Genomic DNA, 14,203 nt, shown 5'->3' with positions numbered 1-14,203 from the left:
ATCCCGAAGCATCCCCAGCAGTTCCCCGATCCGTATTTATTTCCTTAATTATGTTTAGAGCGCCTTATCCCGGGTATAAATATTAAGTAAGGATGCTGGATTTTGAGCGAAATTTATTTATATAAATGGTTATTGGAAAACGCAATTCCAGATATCACATCTAAGCAGATAGCAATTGTATGGCATTATTGCACCATGATATCATTTAATAAAAAGGAAAGGGTGAACAAAATGCTTTGGACTATTGCAATTATTCTCGTTGTTTTATGGTTGTTAGGGTTTATTACTTCATATACGTTTGGCGGGTTTATTCATATTCTGCTGGTACTGGCAGTTGTTGTAGTTGTCATTAATCTTATTCGGCGTCGATAGCTCGCATGAGCATTTAAACAAAAAAATTCAAGGAGGTTTTAATTATGTCAAATGTAAAAGGTAAAATGGAGTCTACCAAAGATAAACTCGTAGGCGGAGTCAAAGAGACAGTCGGAAAAGTAACCGGCAACGAAAAGCTCGAATTAAAGGGTAAAATTCAGACTAAAAAGGGCGAACTTGAGGGAAAAGCAATCGAAATCGTTGATCAGGTCGAAAAAACAACCGATGATATCGCCGAAAAGATCAATGACGCCTTTGATAAAGACAAATAAGATCGGCCGGATTATCAATTGGCAAAAAAAGTGCCGCAAAGCAGCAATGAGCTGGTTTGCGGCACTTTTTTTATCAGCGTTAATAGCAACTCAAAGACGCATGACCACGGGCTGTTAGGGTGCTGATCCTTATTCAATCAGATAGACGCTACCGGGTATTTTTTTGGCCCGGGCTTTTAACAGGGTGCAATTGTCAATGATGGCAAAATAATTTCCATGGGTTTCTCTGGCGAGATCGAAGCCGGCAACGCTCAATGAAATAAGGGGAAACTCGACTAATTCGCCATTTCTGTTTTTGGTGGTGATATGACCCATGCTCAGATCAACTTCATTGTAGTAGCTGCGGATCATATCATCAAAGGTCACCAGCAACAACTGCACCTATTGTTCGGCCACGGCGCTTTTTAAGACAATTAAATATTCACAATAAAGGCCCTATCGCTTTTTTTGTGTAAAATCGGTTCCAGAGGCTTATAAATTGGTATCCGGTACACCATAGTGAATGGCCTCTTTTGGACAAACCTGACTGCAATTTGGGCATTGATGGCACAATGCGATGTTGATCTCCGCCTTGTTGTCTTCTGCAGAAACGACGATGGCGTTGGAGGGACAGGCATTTTCACATAACTTGCAACCAACACAGGCCGTTTTATCAACTTTTTTGGACAGTCTGGCAAAGCGGCCAAACGTCCGTTGTAATGCCCCAAATGGGCAAATAAGATTATGGAAAATTTCCGGTTTATATCGCAACGTCACCAGCACCGATATCACCAGCCAGAACGGCAAAATCGGATCGGTTTTAAAGCCTTTCTGCCGTCAGGATTTTTCGAACAAGCGCCTGGTATTTAGATCGCACACCGGTTAAGCCGATGGCGATGATCAACCATGCAATGGTAAGCATCTTAGCGCATCTCACCCTTCTGCATCTTACCTCTTGATCTGTTCTTATCATTATAGTAATAAAACGATAAAAAAGATGTTACCAATGTAACATCTTTAGGAAATTATGAATTGCTGTCAGAAAAAAACACTCCCTTCGTCGCCAACAGTTTTACTATTTAAACTTTCAGCAACGAAGGGAGCATCTAATTGCGCTCGACTAATTATTTAAGGCATTGTTTTTTTCTTCTAGCTCAGTGCCTTCAGACCTGATTTATACCGGTGCGACAACCGTGCTCTGAATCAAAGTGACTGCTGTCTGGGTTAATAACCGACCATTGATCGATGCTTGCGATCCCAGACCGATGTTTGTCTGGCCCAGGACGATTCCCTCAAAATGGGCACCGGTTCCAATTGAAACGGTTTCCGAGGCCTGCCAGAATATATTTTCGGCTTGTACGCCGCCAGTTAGAATGACTTTTGTGTCACTGGCTTGAGTGATGCCTTTGGCGATTTGGAAGATGAAAACATCGTTCGGACCACCACTTAGGGTAACATCCGAATTGATTAAAACATCGTTATCCCACTTGTAAACCCCCGGTGTCAGCGTTTGACCACTGATATCGCCGGTGAAAAGGTTCGTATAATTAACTGCTCTGCCCGCCGCATCAACGTAGGCTGTTTCCATATCACTGACCGCGGTGGTCAGGTTAATCCCGGTTGGTGCTGCGTAGTCTGATGCATATGCTTTACCCGTAATTTGAGGGGAAGTTGCAAACACATTCGTGGCATCTGCCGTCAGCGAGAATCCTGTCATGGCAGCTGCAGCAATGGGGCTAACGCCGATATCGCCGGTAATTGATGAATCTGGCACCGTCGAGATGCCTGTTTTGGCGAGGATCGCAAAATTAGCTGCTGTCCCCAGGTTAACTGGTTCGGTCACGATGGCGCCTGGTGCGACAACAGTTACGACACAATTGTCGGTCTTGTTGCCATCAACAGTTGTGACCACGATTGTGGCAATGCCGGCACTCACACCGGTAACGCTGCCGTTTTCATCGACGATAGCGACGGCCGTATTGTCGGATGACCAGGTGACGCTTTTATTGGTGGTATCCACTGGTAAGACGGTTGCTGTCAGTGCCTGGCTCTCACCAACTGTAAGGTTGGCTGTTCCTTTATCCAGGCTGACCGATACCGGATGAACGACATCATCGGTTTTGATGATTCTAATTTCCATTGCTTCTAATCTTAAACCCAGTCCTCTGGTTCCTGCTAATGCGCCATCAGAAACCCATCCCTGAGTCCAACCCTGATTTTCAATATGGACCCGGTACTCAACTGAGTATCCAGGCATGTTGATCAGATTAATGTTAACAGCTTCCAGACGTAAGCCCTGACCTTCCGTGCCGGCCAGTTCGCCATTTTTACGAACACTCTGGTCGCCCTGATTTTCTACATGGACATGATATTCGATCCTGGCTTCTGCCGGAGCATTAACCAGTTGAATTTTCAACGCTTCCATCCGCAGTCCCTGACCTGCCGTACCAGATATTTCGCCATCAGCGACCCAGCCGCTCCACCCTTGATTTTGGACATGGGTTTGATATGTCACACCAACGGGACTGGCCGCCTCCGTAGTCCGCTGATTTTCCTGCGCGAAAACGTTTCCAGCCAGAAAGAAACTAGCAACTAAAAGGAACGATGCTAATAACAAGGCTTGCTTTTTTTTGAATTTTTTCATTTTCTTCTCCTTAGATTTATATTTTATCTTGTAAACTCGAAAAGACAGTGTTGATACCACTTCTTTTGATCGATAACTATCTTAACTTCTCTGAAATATTATTCTTTTGCTCCTTTCTTTACTATCTATCATATCATGCCGATCGACATAATTTCATTTTTATTGAAAAAAACACCCAAACACCTCTTACCTTAAAGAAAACTCAACCTCACTAAACTATTGTCTGCTAATTTGCTCACTTTGTTTCATTCATTACCCGGCATTTACTAAAGCGAAGTCTTTTTTTGCCAATAAAAAACCTGCTACGTACGTAACAGGTTTATCTCAACATGAATAAAAAGAACCGGCTTAAAGCTATTTCATTGCTATTCTAAGATTTTCTGACTCCAGAACGCTGGCATCAACATTATTAGCTTGAACATAGTCTTTATCATTAAACTTTTCAACAAGATTTACTCTTGTTAGTTTATTAAGCAGCTTTACCAGCATGATATTATTATCAACAACTCTTTTTTCTTCATCACTAAACATAAAATAATCTGATTCTTTATTTACCAGGTACTCTAAAATACTCACTTGCTTTTCATATAAAGCAAACAATTTTCGCAACTCTGTTTCCATTTTTCTGGATACATCTCTCAGTTCTCCTAGATAAATTAGACTAACCTCCATTAATTCAAAAATTTCATCGACTTCCTTTTCAACGTCATGTGCCTTTTGTATGCTGTGATCGCCTTTGGCGTTGATTAGGCGTCCCCCCACTGCGAGAATAGGTCCTGCGACGGCACCTGCCAAAACCGTGGCTCCTAACGCCATCCCACCGCCACCGGCAGCCAGCGCTCCACCACCTAATGCCGCCATCGTCGCATTTGTTGCCGCAACTCCTGACAGCGCCGCAATTGCAGTTCCTGTCGAAGCTACACCCAATGCCATCGTTCCGCCATATGCGGCAAAACCAACCAATGCCCCTGCACCTGCCGAGAGCAAACCGGTACCTAAAACTTCAATCGCATTTATTGATATTTTTTTTATTTCTTCTAATTCAGTTTTTGAAAATGAAATTTTTTGATTGAGATTATCTGTGAATTCTGGCTTATTCTTTATTTTTTCGAAGGCAACAGAAAATCGATCGAAACTTTTCCAAACATTGAGTTTTAATTCACCTAAGTTTTCAAGGGCAATTTTTGCAGTTCTTTCTGATTGATCCAGCAAATCTTTTTTTCCATCATATTTGATTTCTGCTTTACTGATTATATCCTTAGCTTCATTTATTTTCATTGTGCCTAAGGTACCGGTAACCAGACCAGTGCCGCCGGCAACAATTGCGGCTCCAATAAGTATAAATGGTAATGGCATTTTATTTCCTCCTATCATTTTTCAAAGCATGGCAAGCCTCGTGATTTAATTTGTAGTATTCTTGTAATCCAATTGAATTTTTAAACCAACGTTCATATGCTTCATCAATCCGGCATTTTAAGGGTCGCTTTGCATAAATTTTACATAAGTTCGTCAATGTATCAAAGTGCCGACAGGTACCTTTTCCGTTGTCTAAATCAGCGTAGATCGGATTTCCGCCAATGTTTTGACAACATAACCCACATTTGTCACAGTCGAACATTATTCTTGAATAACCGCATTTAGGGTTTCATAGGCTCCCATTAACTGGTTAATGGCTGCTTGAATTTTTTCAATCTTTTCATCAGAAATATCAAAAGCATGTTGGATCTTTTCTACAAATTCCGCTTCTAGCGGATCATAAGTATCATCCGACCGTACCAGCGCAAGGATCTCTACAATGATCATATTTAATTCAACTTTCGTACATTTTTTTGAAATTCTATCCAGTACCTCATCCAATGCTAATTTGGGTTCATATGAACTATTCTCAAATCCCATCTCGAGACAATAAGCAGCTACGACTTCTTTTTCTTTATCCGCAAATTCATTGTTAGCCAATGCCGCGTATATGGCTAAATCCAAAAACAGTTCCTGCTCTTCTAAATCCAATTGCGATAAATACATAATGGCATCCCTCTTTCTTAAATTATTATATGACCAGGATCATATCCTTATTTGCCATAAAATCGTCTAATTCTGTTAAGTTCTGGTATGGCAGCTCAATTCCACAAGTGCTTACAACATGGTGAAGGGCGCTATTTAACTCTTTTTCATTTGTTGCTTGTTGCAACTTCTGGTTGATAATCTCAAGTTTTGTAACTTCGTTTCTCAACACCTCAAAATCGATTGAGGCAAGCTTGCCAACATAAGCAGTCAAGTTCTTCTTAATTTCTTTGTAATGATCTAACTTATGATCGAATTCAGTTTTTTGGAAATTGGCATAATCGACAACTTTTTTTACCATCTCTGAGTGATCAAAGAAATAGAGCATTGAAATCGACATAATTCCGGTAACCAGACCACCGACAAACATACTTAATATTTCATCTATGATTGGTATCGTAATCATTTTTGTCATCGCTTCCTGGACCAGGCCGCCACATAAAACAGCAGCACAAACTGCAATAATTTTGGCAACCGCTTTTATTACTTCACCAAAAGGCAAATTATCTGGATTGAATGTCAATATGTTAACCGCTTCAATGATTGATGCCCAAGATTCACGAAGAATTCTTTGGACGAATTTTGCAGTGGTGAAAAAGATATTAATAATTGTAGTCGCAAGTGAAGACAATATCCCCGCCAACATCCCATCTTTAAACGAATTTATTAATTCTTTATACTTTTCTCTTATCCTGATAAACGCCGTTTTAAAAGTCTCAGCTATCGCTTGCAAAAACTCACCAAGTTTAAATTCTTCTTTCATTGTTTTCATTATTTGCGGAAATTCTTCTGAAACACTAAACCACACTTCTGCTAAAATTAGACCCAGGCCTTGACGAAGTCCCAAGCGACAACCGCTTTTCAAGCTACTGGCCGCTGTATCCTTGAGAAATTTCTTACTCGTATAATAAGTTCCTGCCAGTTCTCGTTCATATGCTTCCCTGGCTTTATCATCCTTTTTTTTCATTTTTTCAGGATCAACTTCATCTAACTTCTGAAGCTTATTTAATTCTTGTCGTTCTTTATCAGTCAGATTTCCTTTCGTTTCTAATTCTTTTATTTTTGCTTGACGGTTTGATTTTTCCGCTTCAAGTCTTGCCTTGAATGCTGTCACGGTTTCGGCCTTTTTGGATCGATTGATGCTTCGATCAGTTGCCGTTAGATTCGTATCCTTACACGCTAAATCCTCACCCTTTAGCGCGGCTAATACACGACCAGGATCTTCATGTATTTCATTGGCCGAAATAATATGATCCAAATCCAGATTGGCATTTCTTACCGTTTTTTTCCCGGTATAAGCATCTTCAAAGTTTCCATTTTTTCTTTGCTCACTCGCCGCTTTATTTACTTTTTTATAATTTACATGGCTATGATAACCCGATGCATCATAATTTCCTCTATTATCATAATCAGCCTGATTCTGTTTATTTGCATAATCTTCTACGCTTGGATCTCTGACCGTATTCATCGTGTCCACATCACCACCACGCTTATCATCCATCAGCAACCAATCCAAGCCAAATGAAGTAATGAAACTTTTAACAACGACTTGTTCGTATTCTTTTAAAAGCACCTTAAATACAGGCTCTTCACTCATCGTTGCCGGATCTTCCGCTGCCAACAAAAAATCATTACTGCCAATATCTTTTGCAAAGGATATTGAACCCCGTTCAGCTTTCATAATAAAACACCTTCCTCTTTCTAAATTTCACGGATTTCCTATTTGTGTTTCATATATTTAATCGTTATCAGTATTATTCATCCATCTTATGGTTTTTTCTAATTTGATCTCAATCGCTTTGCGGCTTTCTAATTTATAAATATTCAGCCACGCCTGGGGAGACGGTTCCCTGAAATACAAAAAACTCTCCATACAGTAACTGGCTGCCATTTTACAGGCCCTTTAGTTTTGCGTCCCAGTCTTTCGACAGGTTTGCCTTTATTGTTGGAAAGTTTATTCGACGACATTTATTAAATTTGCATAGTTTAACTTAAACAAATCTTCTTTTCGGTAACTGGCTGCCATTTTACAGGCCCTTTAGTTTTGCGTCCCGGTCTTTCGACAGGTTTGCCTTTATCGTTGAAAAATTTTTCGACAATGTTTATATCATTTTCGAAATATTTAATTTCATGTTTGTTTGCTGCGAATCTATCATATTTATTCTTGCTTGTCAATGCTATTCTAGAACTTTTCCAATGCGCAAAAATATTCCGTATAAAAATGGCAATATCTGTCATCAGGCTCAACAAATTTGTCGATTAGAACGTGCTCGCAATTTCAACCTCATTCTTCATCATACTTTCGCTTTTATCGATCTATTTCGAAAAGGTGCATTGCCTTTTTAATATCAATTGGTGTCAGCTATGCTGCTCCCGTCGGCCGATACCTCAAATCCTTTTCGCCACAGCCAACTGCTCCCGCGCGACCGCAAAATTAAGCAGCCGCTTTTCACTGCGCTTATTGCCGCCCTGAAGTCGTCAAACCCAAAGTCCTCGTGCTCCCGGTCGGTTATCAGTCGCTCCGTTGCCGCCGTTGCCGCTTTGAATTCGGTCTGACAGGAGTGATTGAAATAGTCGACCACCTTGACAACGGCGCCCTTACCCTCAAACCTTATAACCTGGAGTATACCCCCAAAACCTACCCCACCGGAGCAGAGGACGTCACCATTCTTGGTGTTATTGTTCAAATGAGAAGAACTTTGTTTTAAAAAATCAAGCCCAAGGGGACGGTGACTAAACTAATATTTTCGACTTTTTCACTGGTCCCTAACCTTGCCCTTATACGTATCGAGCAAATAGTTGTTTCATCTATTTACAATTGGGTACTAAATCATTAAAAAAGGGATTATTTTTTTATGAAAAAGTAATTCCTACCCTCATGGTATCGATATTTAACCGTTTTTGTGTGTGAGTGGTTACGGTATTCACTTCAGACGATGAAAACAAAGACTGCTCCGCACCAGTAATATTTCGTGAAAGAGAGGATGTATGAGTATATGACAGGCAAAACAAAATCAAAAGGGAAGGTCAATGGAACCGATTCACTAACCGCTAATAATGCGGCGCTTAGTAAAACTTTTGAAACAATGGCCCGCTTGGGATCGGTATAATATTGATCTTAGTTGGTTTCATGCAAATTTTTCAGGGATTCAGCCCGGGTTTTGAACGACGGATTCACCTCACAAAACTGAATCCGGTTCAATTGAAACGGGTCCGATTTCTCGGCAGATTAGGCACCATAGCCCGGGGAATCATCTTTGCACTGATCGGTGTCTTCATCGTTATGGCTGCATATACAGCCAACTCACAGCAAATTAAAGGTTTTGACAGCACTTTAACATATATTCTGCAACAGCCTTATGGGGGTTTTCTAATGGCTGTAATTGCGTTGGGTCTTATTTCTTTAGGCTTGTATTCCCTGTGTATGTCGATATTTTTCAGATTAAAAAACTAATCAACCAAAACAGCGTTATTTGAAAGGTCGTGTTTTTATGACTGCGAACACTGTTCACCCCGATAGAAAGGAGCACAGAAAACCAGGTGGCCTGCAAAGTCCAGATTTTCTTATGCATCATCCTGTTTTTAGCATCACAATAATTCTCTTATGCCTTATGATTTTTGGAATACTCGCATATTTGGCACTCCAGAAAGGTAGTAAAATAAAATGAAAAATAAAAACAAGGATAAGCATAAACATATTCGTGCCAAATTGATAGCGAACCCGGGAGCCGGAAATGAAGTGGATGCTCCTTCTCTTTTGGAACAGGCAGTTCGCTGCCTGACCCATCATGGAATAAAAGTAAACGTTGCGTATGCATCACCAAAAAAAGAGTGCCGTATCCTTGCTAAGAGAGCTGTTGAAAAGGGCTATAAAATTGTCATTGCCATGGGTGGAGATGGAACGATCGGGGAAGTCATTCGAGGTATAGCCGGCTCAGATGTGGCACTGGGCGTTATTGTCGGTGGAACCATGAACGATATTGCCGCAAGTCTTGGTATCCCTGAAGACGTTGAGGCAGCATGTGCATTGATCGCAAAGGGCGATACGCGTGAGTTGGATCTCGGGCAAATCAAAACCCGCAAACATAAGAAATTCTATTTCTTTATGGTAACCGTCATCGGCCTGACGGCAGCCCTGTATCCCGATGTCAAAAAAATACCCAAGGGTAAATTTAAAGAGAAATTCACTGCGCTGAAAGATGCCGTTGTAACATTAGTCGAACATGAAGCGAAACCTGAAGTTTTGCTGACTTTGGATGACGAAAGCAAAATCAAGGTCGATACGATGCTGGTAACGATAGCGAATACTCCGCTCATTGCCTCTAAAAATCTGGTCGCTCCAGACGCCTCAATGCAGGACGGACTCTTTGATATCTCGGTATTTCCGGATTATAACAAAGCGGAGGTTCTTAGCTATTTTAAAAGAACTGAGGAAGAAAATCTGATTCCGGACGGAAAACTTCAACGCTTTCGCGCTCATAAAATAAAAGTCAAATCCACCCCCAAGTTGGAAATTTCCGCCGATGGGATTTCCTTAGGAAAAGGCACGTGTATAATCAAAATGAACCGCAGAGCACTTCGAGTATTTGCGCCGCCGATCGGTTCAGGTGATGAAAAGTCGCAAGCGGATGGAGAAGAAGAATTATCTGCCCCGCTTTCTCCTTTTATTAAGCCAAACAAGGAATCATCAACCTAATTAAGGTTCTATTTCAGGTCAAAACAATTTTAAGGCGGTGCAAAAGATGAAAAAATCGATCAAACCCAATAACCCTGAAAAACCTGAAAATGCTGCTGTGAAAGCGGTTAAAGACAAGACTCCCGCCCCCGTTGAAAGTCGGAGAAAAGCCCGTCTGTTTCAACTGAGTGTTGGATTAATGCTTGCCGCTTTTGCGGTTTTGACATTCTTGGTTATCACCGTTCCTTCATTTGCGATTGATTTAACTATTTCGACTGGTTTGCAATTGATCAATAATCCTGTCTTTTCCGGGCTGATGACCGCCATAAGTTGGGTTGGGTTTTCACCGCAATCGTCGATAGTAACTGCCGTTATTATTGTGACTCTTTTTGCTCTGGGGTATCGGTGGGAGTCGACAGTCGCTTTGGTCATCGCGGTGATTCTTCCATCACTCAACTTTCTCATAAAAACTTTGGTCCATCGTCCTCGTCCGGGCGAGGATCTGATTCACGTAATTAGTGTCCTGAGTAGCTATAGTTTCCCTAGCGGACATGTCATGTTTTATACCGGATTTTTCGGATTTATCTGTTTCCTGACTTATACACTGCTCAAACCATTCTGGATCCGGACTTTGTTGTTTATTATCTTTGGCGGTCACATTGTTCTGGTTGGAATATCGCGCATTTATCTTGGCCATCACTGGGCCAGTGATGTATTAGGTGCATATCTATTGGGAGGGTTATGTCTGATTGCTGGTATTCATTTTTACCGTTGGGGAAAAACACGCTTTTTTGTTCGGCAATAAAATGATGACACAAGCGGGACGTTTCATCATATCCTTGCTACACTAAGTGGCCTTTTTTTCTCCACTTATTTTTATCACAAACCACCATTTATCCCATCAAGATAAGCTGATCCTCGATCAAACCTTTAGAAATATCCATTGCCTTGATTAAATTATCAAGACGCTGATGATGAGATGTCCCTTCATCGAATTTCTCCTGTGCTTTTTCACACTTACTGATAACTGAAACCACCGGCCTGAGTGCTGCGGCCAATTCTTCTTTTGTGTACTGCCCCAGAACATTAGACCTTTGTTCCTTTTGGGATAGTTCACTTTCGATCAAGAGCTTTGAAATTACCATTGCTTTGATTCTATTTCTAAGCAGTGAACACAAGGTAAAAGCATTCAGACCGGCCTCTCGTCTAAACCCCTCGAATTCGAGAAGTTTAAAATCTGAATTATGCAGAGATTCCCACAGCTCGGCAACATGCCTGCAACCAAAAAAACCACCCGAAGGTGGCCAAAGAAACCAATAAAAAAGTAACAAGGGACAATGCAAAGGTGCTGCCAGGGCCCAGTGTCTAACATATCCTCATGTTACTGAGTTTAATTATAACAGCATTTCAACTATTCGCAATAAAAAAAAGGGGTAAAATATTGTGGTTAAAATAAAGGCCCCTTAACACCATACCTGGCAGCCCACCAGCGGCGAATCAGCAGGCTGCTCGGCTGGGATGCGAATCAAATAATAGCGGACGAGGGCCGTGGGGCGGACATTGCGATCGACATCTCAGCAGAAAGCGACGATGACAGCTGGAAAGATGGCGTCGCAGAAACCGTCAAAATTAAGCTTCTGGGATCGCTGCCGGCCGGCATCCCATTCGACGCCGTTACGGACGTGATCGGCGACGAAGAAATTCCCGCCGCCTGGTTGGCCGATGATCGGGAATTTATCGCCTTTAAGGTTAAGGATGTTCGCATGTATCCCCGCTACCTGGCCGGTGACCTCCTGATTGTCAGAATCACCCCGAATTGCCGCAATGGCAGCGACGCCCTTGTTTATGCCGATGGTACTGAGGCGGTCTTAAGACAGGTTCAACAAAACGACGACGGATCGCTGACCCTCAAATCGTATAACCCGGAGTACCCACCCAAAACCTACCGTTTAGGAGAAGATGGCGTCGCCATTCTTGGTGTTGTTGTTCAAATGAGAAGAACTTTGTTTTAAAAAAATGGACCATGAGGATCAAAAAATAGGAAAACCAGCTATCCCACTATCTTTTCGTCAAGATAGACGCCATATACGCCAAACATTTTTTTGCAGCTGATGTTAACCGCTGCTATTAACTGATCACAGACATAGTCTGCAAATTCCTTGCTGGTTGCCATTATTGCCTCCTTGTGTTTTGTTTATTTTATCATCGTACATTCTATCACATCTCGATTTTTCATTGCCAACAAACGTGGCAAACAGATCCTCATCGGATTTGATTGAAGAAAAACAGGATTAAGAAGTTTAAAAGAACTGCTATAATTATAACAGTTCTTTTTATTAACTCAAACTTCGCACAAAATTTAATCTACTTTTTTCCAGCGTCATCATAATGACGAAAAAACGACTGTCCTACATAGTCCTTTTAGAACCACTCTGTCAACCAATTTCGCATCATATGAATTTCATTTCGCTGGGTGTTTCGGATGGTTTCGGCAAAAGGAATGATTTCCGAATGTTTGGCCAATCCGCTGGTGATCAGTTGTTGAGACATCATCACAGCATCCATATGATGGAAAATCATATCTTGCAGGAAAGCCTGATCCAGCGCATCACCCTGAAGATTCGTAAGATCCCGCATCATTGGCTGGTAATCAACCGCATGATCTTCATTAGGATACCAGGTATTAAGCCAGATCTTCATTTGTTCAATTTCGGCACTCTGAGTTTTAATAATATCGTCCGCAAATTTTTTCATTTCTTCACGTTGCGTATTCGCTTTCAGAATATTGGCAGACGAAACAGCTTCCTCGTGATGTGCAATCATATGCACTAAATAATCATGTTCGCTTTCAATCGATTCATGCATCATTCCAGAGTCTATCATCTCAGAACTCATCATCCCTGAAGCCATCATCCCTCCAGATCCATTATTAAGGTTTTGATGAGCTGTGCCGTTATTTGTTAACAAAAAGATGATATACGTCATCATCCCGAACAGAATCAACAGTACTGCAGTAAATGTTACCCCAAGTATCACGATTGTTGTCTTTTTCATAGTAGACACCTTCACTTTCAGACTAAAGTCATTCCAGCGCAGCATTTTAAATCATATCGTTGAAACTTTAATCTTATTTTTTAGTATATCATGTTTAAAGATTATTGGATGTGACTGTATCACATCCAATAATCTTTAAGGCAGGTTACAGTTTTTGTCTGCTGAGAAAACGATGATTGCCCTGAGCAACAAGGGGGGGTTCGTAGATATATTTGCTTGTGCCAATTAGTCCCTCCTATTCTTTATCTACGCATATTATATTCTATTTCCCCTGCATAAATCATAACCATTAAACCATCAATTGCAATAACCATGCACATCAGTTTCATTCTAACCTCGGCACCCTCATCCCAGGTTTTTTGGAATAACTCCTGTAGAATTCGACTGATTACAGTTAACATCAAGGTACTCGCTGCTATGAATACTAGGATCCAAAGGACCAATGGTTTGTAGGTTTTTTATAAGACCGTAGATCCATCAAAACGGTACCTCATGGCTTATTTTGCGGTGGTGTTTGGGGGTTATTTACACTCATCAGTCAAAATATTGGCGCTTTCCTGATCTTTGGTAGAAGTTGCTGCTTTATTGATTTGGATCGGTATGAAGAAAATGTTAAAGTGGCTTTCTGGCAGAAAACCTGGGTTGTTGTGAAGGTTTTTCGACTGAAGATTCAACGTATGCTGCAGATAATTGTGGTACTAATTGGAATGAACAAGCAGCTAAAAAAACTAAGAGTTATTTGGATTTTACATCCTTCTCCCGTGATGGTCTAATTGATCATTTGTTATATGAGGGTTTTACCAGTGATCAAGCCGAATACGGCGTAACAGCTGTTGGTTATTAAGGAGTACATCGTGAACCAAATCATCGAATACAACGAAAGTATCTTTGAAAAAATAAAGCATACCAACAAATACAGCCAGGAATAGTGGCTAGCCAGAGAACAAAGTATATAAAACTCCGATTCGCTCTGAAAAATCAGGGCTGTTAGAATTTCCCCGCCCTTTAATCATAAAAAACTTCTGCCGGGGAACAGTCACAAGCTCCGGTTTTGTCTTCGGCAAATAAAGTGATTTTTCGTGTTTACGCCATTCATGTTTCAAATTGCTTTCCTCCTCCAAATTTTTAAATTATCCCACCGTTGGG

At 41.1% G+C, this 14,203-nt stretch carries 17 protein-coding genes, 1 pseudogene and 2 riboswitches; of the genes and pseudogenes, 8 read left to right on the top strand and 10 right to left on the bottom strand.

What is annotated here, in order from left to right; all coding sequences use genetic code 11:
- Positions 1–102: 102 nt before the first annotated feature.
- Positions 103–372 (top strand): lmo0937 family membrane protein, encoded by a 270-nt coding sequence (locus ACEW8F_RS08515; protein ID WP_373483044.1) that lies wholly within the window; start codon positions 103–105, stop codon positions 370–372.
- Positions 373–416: 44 nt separating this feature from the next.
- Positions 417–644 carry a CsbD family protein gene (locus tag ACEW8F_RS08510; RefSeq protein WP_373483043.1) on the top strand — a complete coding sequence of 76 codons (228 nt, stop codon included), beginning with the start codon at positions 417–419 and terminating at the stop codon, positions 642–644.
- 129 nt (positions 645–773) lie between these two features.
- On the opposite strand, the gene ACEW8F_RS08505 is transcribed toward ACEW8F_RS08510, so the two are convergent.
- The 6 genes from ACEW8F_RS08505 to ACEW8F_RS08480 all read right to left on the bottom strand — a co-directional run bounded on the left by ACEW8F_RS08505 (position 774) and on the right by ACEW8F_RS08480 (position 7,009).
- On the bottom strand, positions 774–1,016 hold the full coding sequence (locus tag ACEW8F_RS08505; RefSeq protein ID WP_373483042.1) for a hypothetical protein: 243 nt from the start codon (positions 1,014–1,016) through the stop codon (positions 774–776).
- Between the two features lie 99 nt (positions 1,017–1,115).
- Complete coding sequence (locus tag ACEW8F_RS08500) at positions 1,116–1,430, bottom strand: 4Fe-4S binding protein (RefSeq protein WP_373483041.1); 315 nt, start codon at positions 1,428–1,430, stop codon at positions 1,116–1,118.
- A gap of 367 nt (positions 1,431–1,797) precedes the next feature.
- Complete coding sequence (locus tag ACEW8F_RS08495; protein WP_373483040.1) at positions 1,798–3,267, bottom strand: ice-binding family protein; 1,470 nt, start codon at positions 3,265–3,267, stop codon at positions 1,798–1,800.
- Positions 3,268–3,621: 354 nt separating this feature from the next.
- Positions 3,622–4,623 carry a hypothetical protein gene (locus tag ACEW8F_RS08490; RefSeq protein WP_373483039.1) on the bottom strand — a complete coding sequence of 334 codons (1,002 nt, stop codon included), beginning with the start codon at positions 4,621–4,623 and terminating at the stop codon, positions 3,622–3,624.
- A 261-nt stretch (positions 4,624–4,884) separates the two neighbouring features.
- A complete protein-coding gene (locus tag ACEW8F_RS08485) occupies positions 4,885–5,289 on the bottom strand; it encodes a hypothetical protein (RefSeq protein ID WP_373483038.1) in 405 nt (134 codons plus the stop codon).
- 25 nt (positions 5,290–5,314) lie between these two features.
- The gene (locus ACEW8F_RS08480; RefSeq protein ID WP_373483037.1) at positions 5,315–7,009 is read right to left on the bottom strand and encodes a hypothetical protein; all 1,695 of its coding nucleotides are present in this window, start codon (positions 7,007–7,009) and stop codon (positions 5,315–5,317) included.
- 191 nt (positions 7,010–7,200) lie between these two features.
- A riboswitch (cyclic di-GMP riboswitch) is annotated at positions 7,201–7,276 on the bottom strand.
- A 59-nt stretch (positions 7,277–7,335) separates the two neighbouring features.
- Positions 7,336–7,411, bottom strand: a riboswitch (cyclic di-GMP riboswitch).
- A gap of 478 nt (positions 7,412–7,889) precedes the next feature.
- On the opposite strand from ACEW8F_RS08480, the gene ACEW8F_RS08475 reads away from it, so the two are divergent.
- The 4 genes from ACEW8F_RS08475 to ACEW8F_RS08460 all read left to right on the top strand — a co-directional run bounded on the left by ACEW8F_RS08475 (position 7,890) and on the right by ACEW8F_RS08460 (position 10,808).
- On the top strand, positions 7,890–8,036 hold the full coding sequence (locus tag ACEW8F_RS08475; RefSeq protein WP_373483036.1) for a hypothetical protein: 147 nt from the start codon (positions 7,890–7,892) through the stop codon (positions 8,034–8,036).
- Positions 8,037–8,458: 422 nt separating this feature from the next.
- The gene (locus tag ACEW8F_RS08470; protein ID WP_373483035.1) at positions 8,459–8,782 is read left to right on the top strand and encodes a DUF1206 domain-containing protein; all 324 of its coding nucleotides are present in this window, start codon (positions 8,459–8,461) and stop codon (positions 8,780–8,782) included.
- A 210-nt stretch (positions 8,783–8,992) separates the two neighbouring features.
- Positions 8,993–10,024, top strand: a complete 1,032-nt coding sequence (locus ACEW8F_RS08465; RefSeq protein WP_373483034.1) for a diacylglycerol kinase family protein — start codon at positions 8,993–8,995, stop codon at positions 10,022–10,024.
- 46 nt (positions 10,025–10,070) lie between these two features.
- Positions 10,071–10,808, top strand: a complete 738-nt coding sequence (locus ACEW8F_RS08460) for a phosphatase PAP2 family protein (protein ID WP_373483033.1) — start codon at positions 10,071–10,073, stop codon at positions 10,806–10,808.
- An 88-nt stretch (positions 10,809–10,896) separates the two neighbouring features.
- On the opposite strand, the pseudogene ACEW8F_RS08455 reads toward ACEW8F_RS08460, so the two are convergent.
- Positions 10,897–11,175 (bottom strand): annotated as a pseudogene (locus tag ACEW8F_RS08455) (hypothetical protein); the annotation flags it as partial.
- A gap of 303 nt (positions 11,176–11,478) precedes the next feature.
- On the opposite strand from ACEW8F_RS08455, the gene ACEW8F_RS08450 reads away from it, so the two are divergent.
- A complete protein-coding gene (locus ACEW8F_RS08450; protein ID WP_373483059.1) occupies positions 11,479–12,015 on the top strand; it encodes a S24 family peptidase in 537 nt (178 codons plus the stop codon).
- Between the two features lie 38 nt (positions 12,016–12,053).
- On the opposite strand, the gene ACEW8F_RS08445 is transcribed toward ACEW8F_RS08450, so the two are convergent.
- Both ACEW8F_RS08445 and ACEW8F_RS08440 read right to left on the bottom strand, forming a co-directional pair.
- The gene (locus tag ACEW8F_RS08445; protein WP_373483032.1) at positions 12,054–12,176 is read right to left on the bottom strand and encodes a hypothetical protein; all 123 of its coding nucleotides are present in this window, start codon (positions 12,174–12,176) and stop codon (positions 12,054–12,056) included.
- A gap of 248 nt (positions 12,177–12,424) precedes the next feature.
- The gene (locus ACEW8F_RS08440) at positions 12,425–13,057 is read right to left on the bottom strand and encodes a DUF305 domain-containing protein (RefSeq protein WP_373483031.1); all 633 of its coding nucleotides are present in this window, start codon (positions 13,055–13,057) and stop codon (positions 12,425–12,427) included.
- Between the two features lie 625 nt (positions 13,058–13,682).
- On the opposite strand from ACEW8F_RS08440, the gene ACEW8F_RS08435 reads away from it, so the two are divergent.
- Positions 13,683–13,901: an Ltp family lipoprotein gene (locus ACEW8F_RS08435; RefSeq protein ID WP_373483058.1), complete on the top strand. Its 219-nt coding sequence runs from the start codon at positions 13,683–13,685 to the stop codon at positions 13,899–13,901.
- A gap of 88 nt (positions 13,902–13,989) precedes the next feature.
- Here the strand turns inward: ACEW8F_RS08435 and ACEW8F_RS08430 are convergent, their stop codons facing one another.
- The gene (locus ACEW8F_RS08430; RefSeq protein ID WP_373483060.1) at positions 13,990–14,160 is read right to left on the bottom strand and encodes a hypothetical protein; all 171 of its coding nucleotides are present in this window, start codon (positions 14,158–14,160) and stop codon (positions 13,990–13,992) included.
- Positions 14,161–14,203: the final 43 nt, after the last annotated feature.

This window comes from Acetobacterium sp. (assembly GCF_041752335.1).
In the GTDB taxonomy this organism is placed as follows: Bacteria; Bacillota; Clostridia; order Eubacteriales; family Eubacteriaceae; genus Acetobacterium.
This window is presented reverse-complemented; position numbering and strand designations above follow the sequence as displayed.

Bases quoted from the DNA above. Each gene is read 5' to 3' on its own strand.
- ACEW8F_RS08470 (WP_373483035.1), top strand. From the start codon at position 8,459: ATGCAAATTTTTCAGGGATTCAGCCCGGGTTTTGAACGACGGATTCAC.
- ACEW8F_RS08460 (WP_373483033.1), top strand. From the start codon at position 10,071: ATGAAAAAATCGATCAAACCCAATAACCCTGAAAAACCTGAAAATGCT.
- ACEW8F_RS08485 (WP_373483038.1), bottom strand. From the start codon at position 5,289: ATGTATTTATCGCAATTGGATTTAGAAGAGCAGGAACTGTTTTTGGAT.
- ACEW8F_RS08490 (WP_373483039.1), bottom strand. From the start codon at position 4,623: ATGCCATTACCATTTATACTTATTGGAGCCGCAATTGTTGCCGGCGGC.
- ACEW8F_RS08445 (WP_373483032.1), bottom strand. From the start codon at position 12,176: ATGGCAACCAGCAAGGAATTTGCAGACTATGTCTGTGATCAGTTAATA.
- ACEW8F_RS08495 (WP_373483040.1), bottom strand. From the start codon at position 3,267: ATGAAAAAATTCAAAAAAAAGCAAGCCTTGTTATTAGCATCGTTCCTT.
- ACEW8F_RS08510 (WP_373483043.1), top strand. From the start codon at position 417: ATGTCAAATGTAAAAGGTAAAATGGAGTCTACCAAAGATAAACTCGTA.
- ACEW8F_RS08440 (WP_373483031.1), bottom strand. From the start codon at position 13,057: ATGAAAAAGACAACAATCGTGATACTTGGGGTAACATTTACTGCAGTA.
- ACEW8F_RS08480 (WP_373483037.1), bottom strand. From the start codon at position 7,009: ATGAAAGCTGAACGGGGTTCAATATCCTTTGCAAAAGATATTGGCAGT.
- ACEW8F_RS08465 (WP_373483034.1), top strand. From the start codon at position 8,993: ATGAAAAATAAAAACAAGGATAAGCATAAACATATTCGTGCCAAATTG.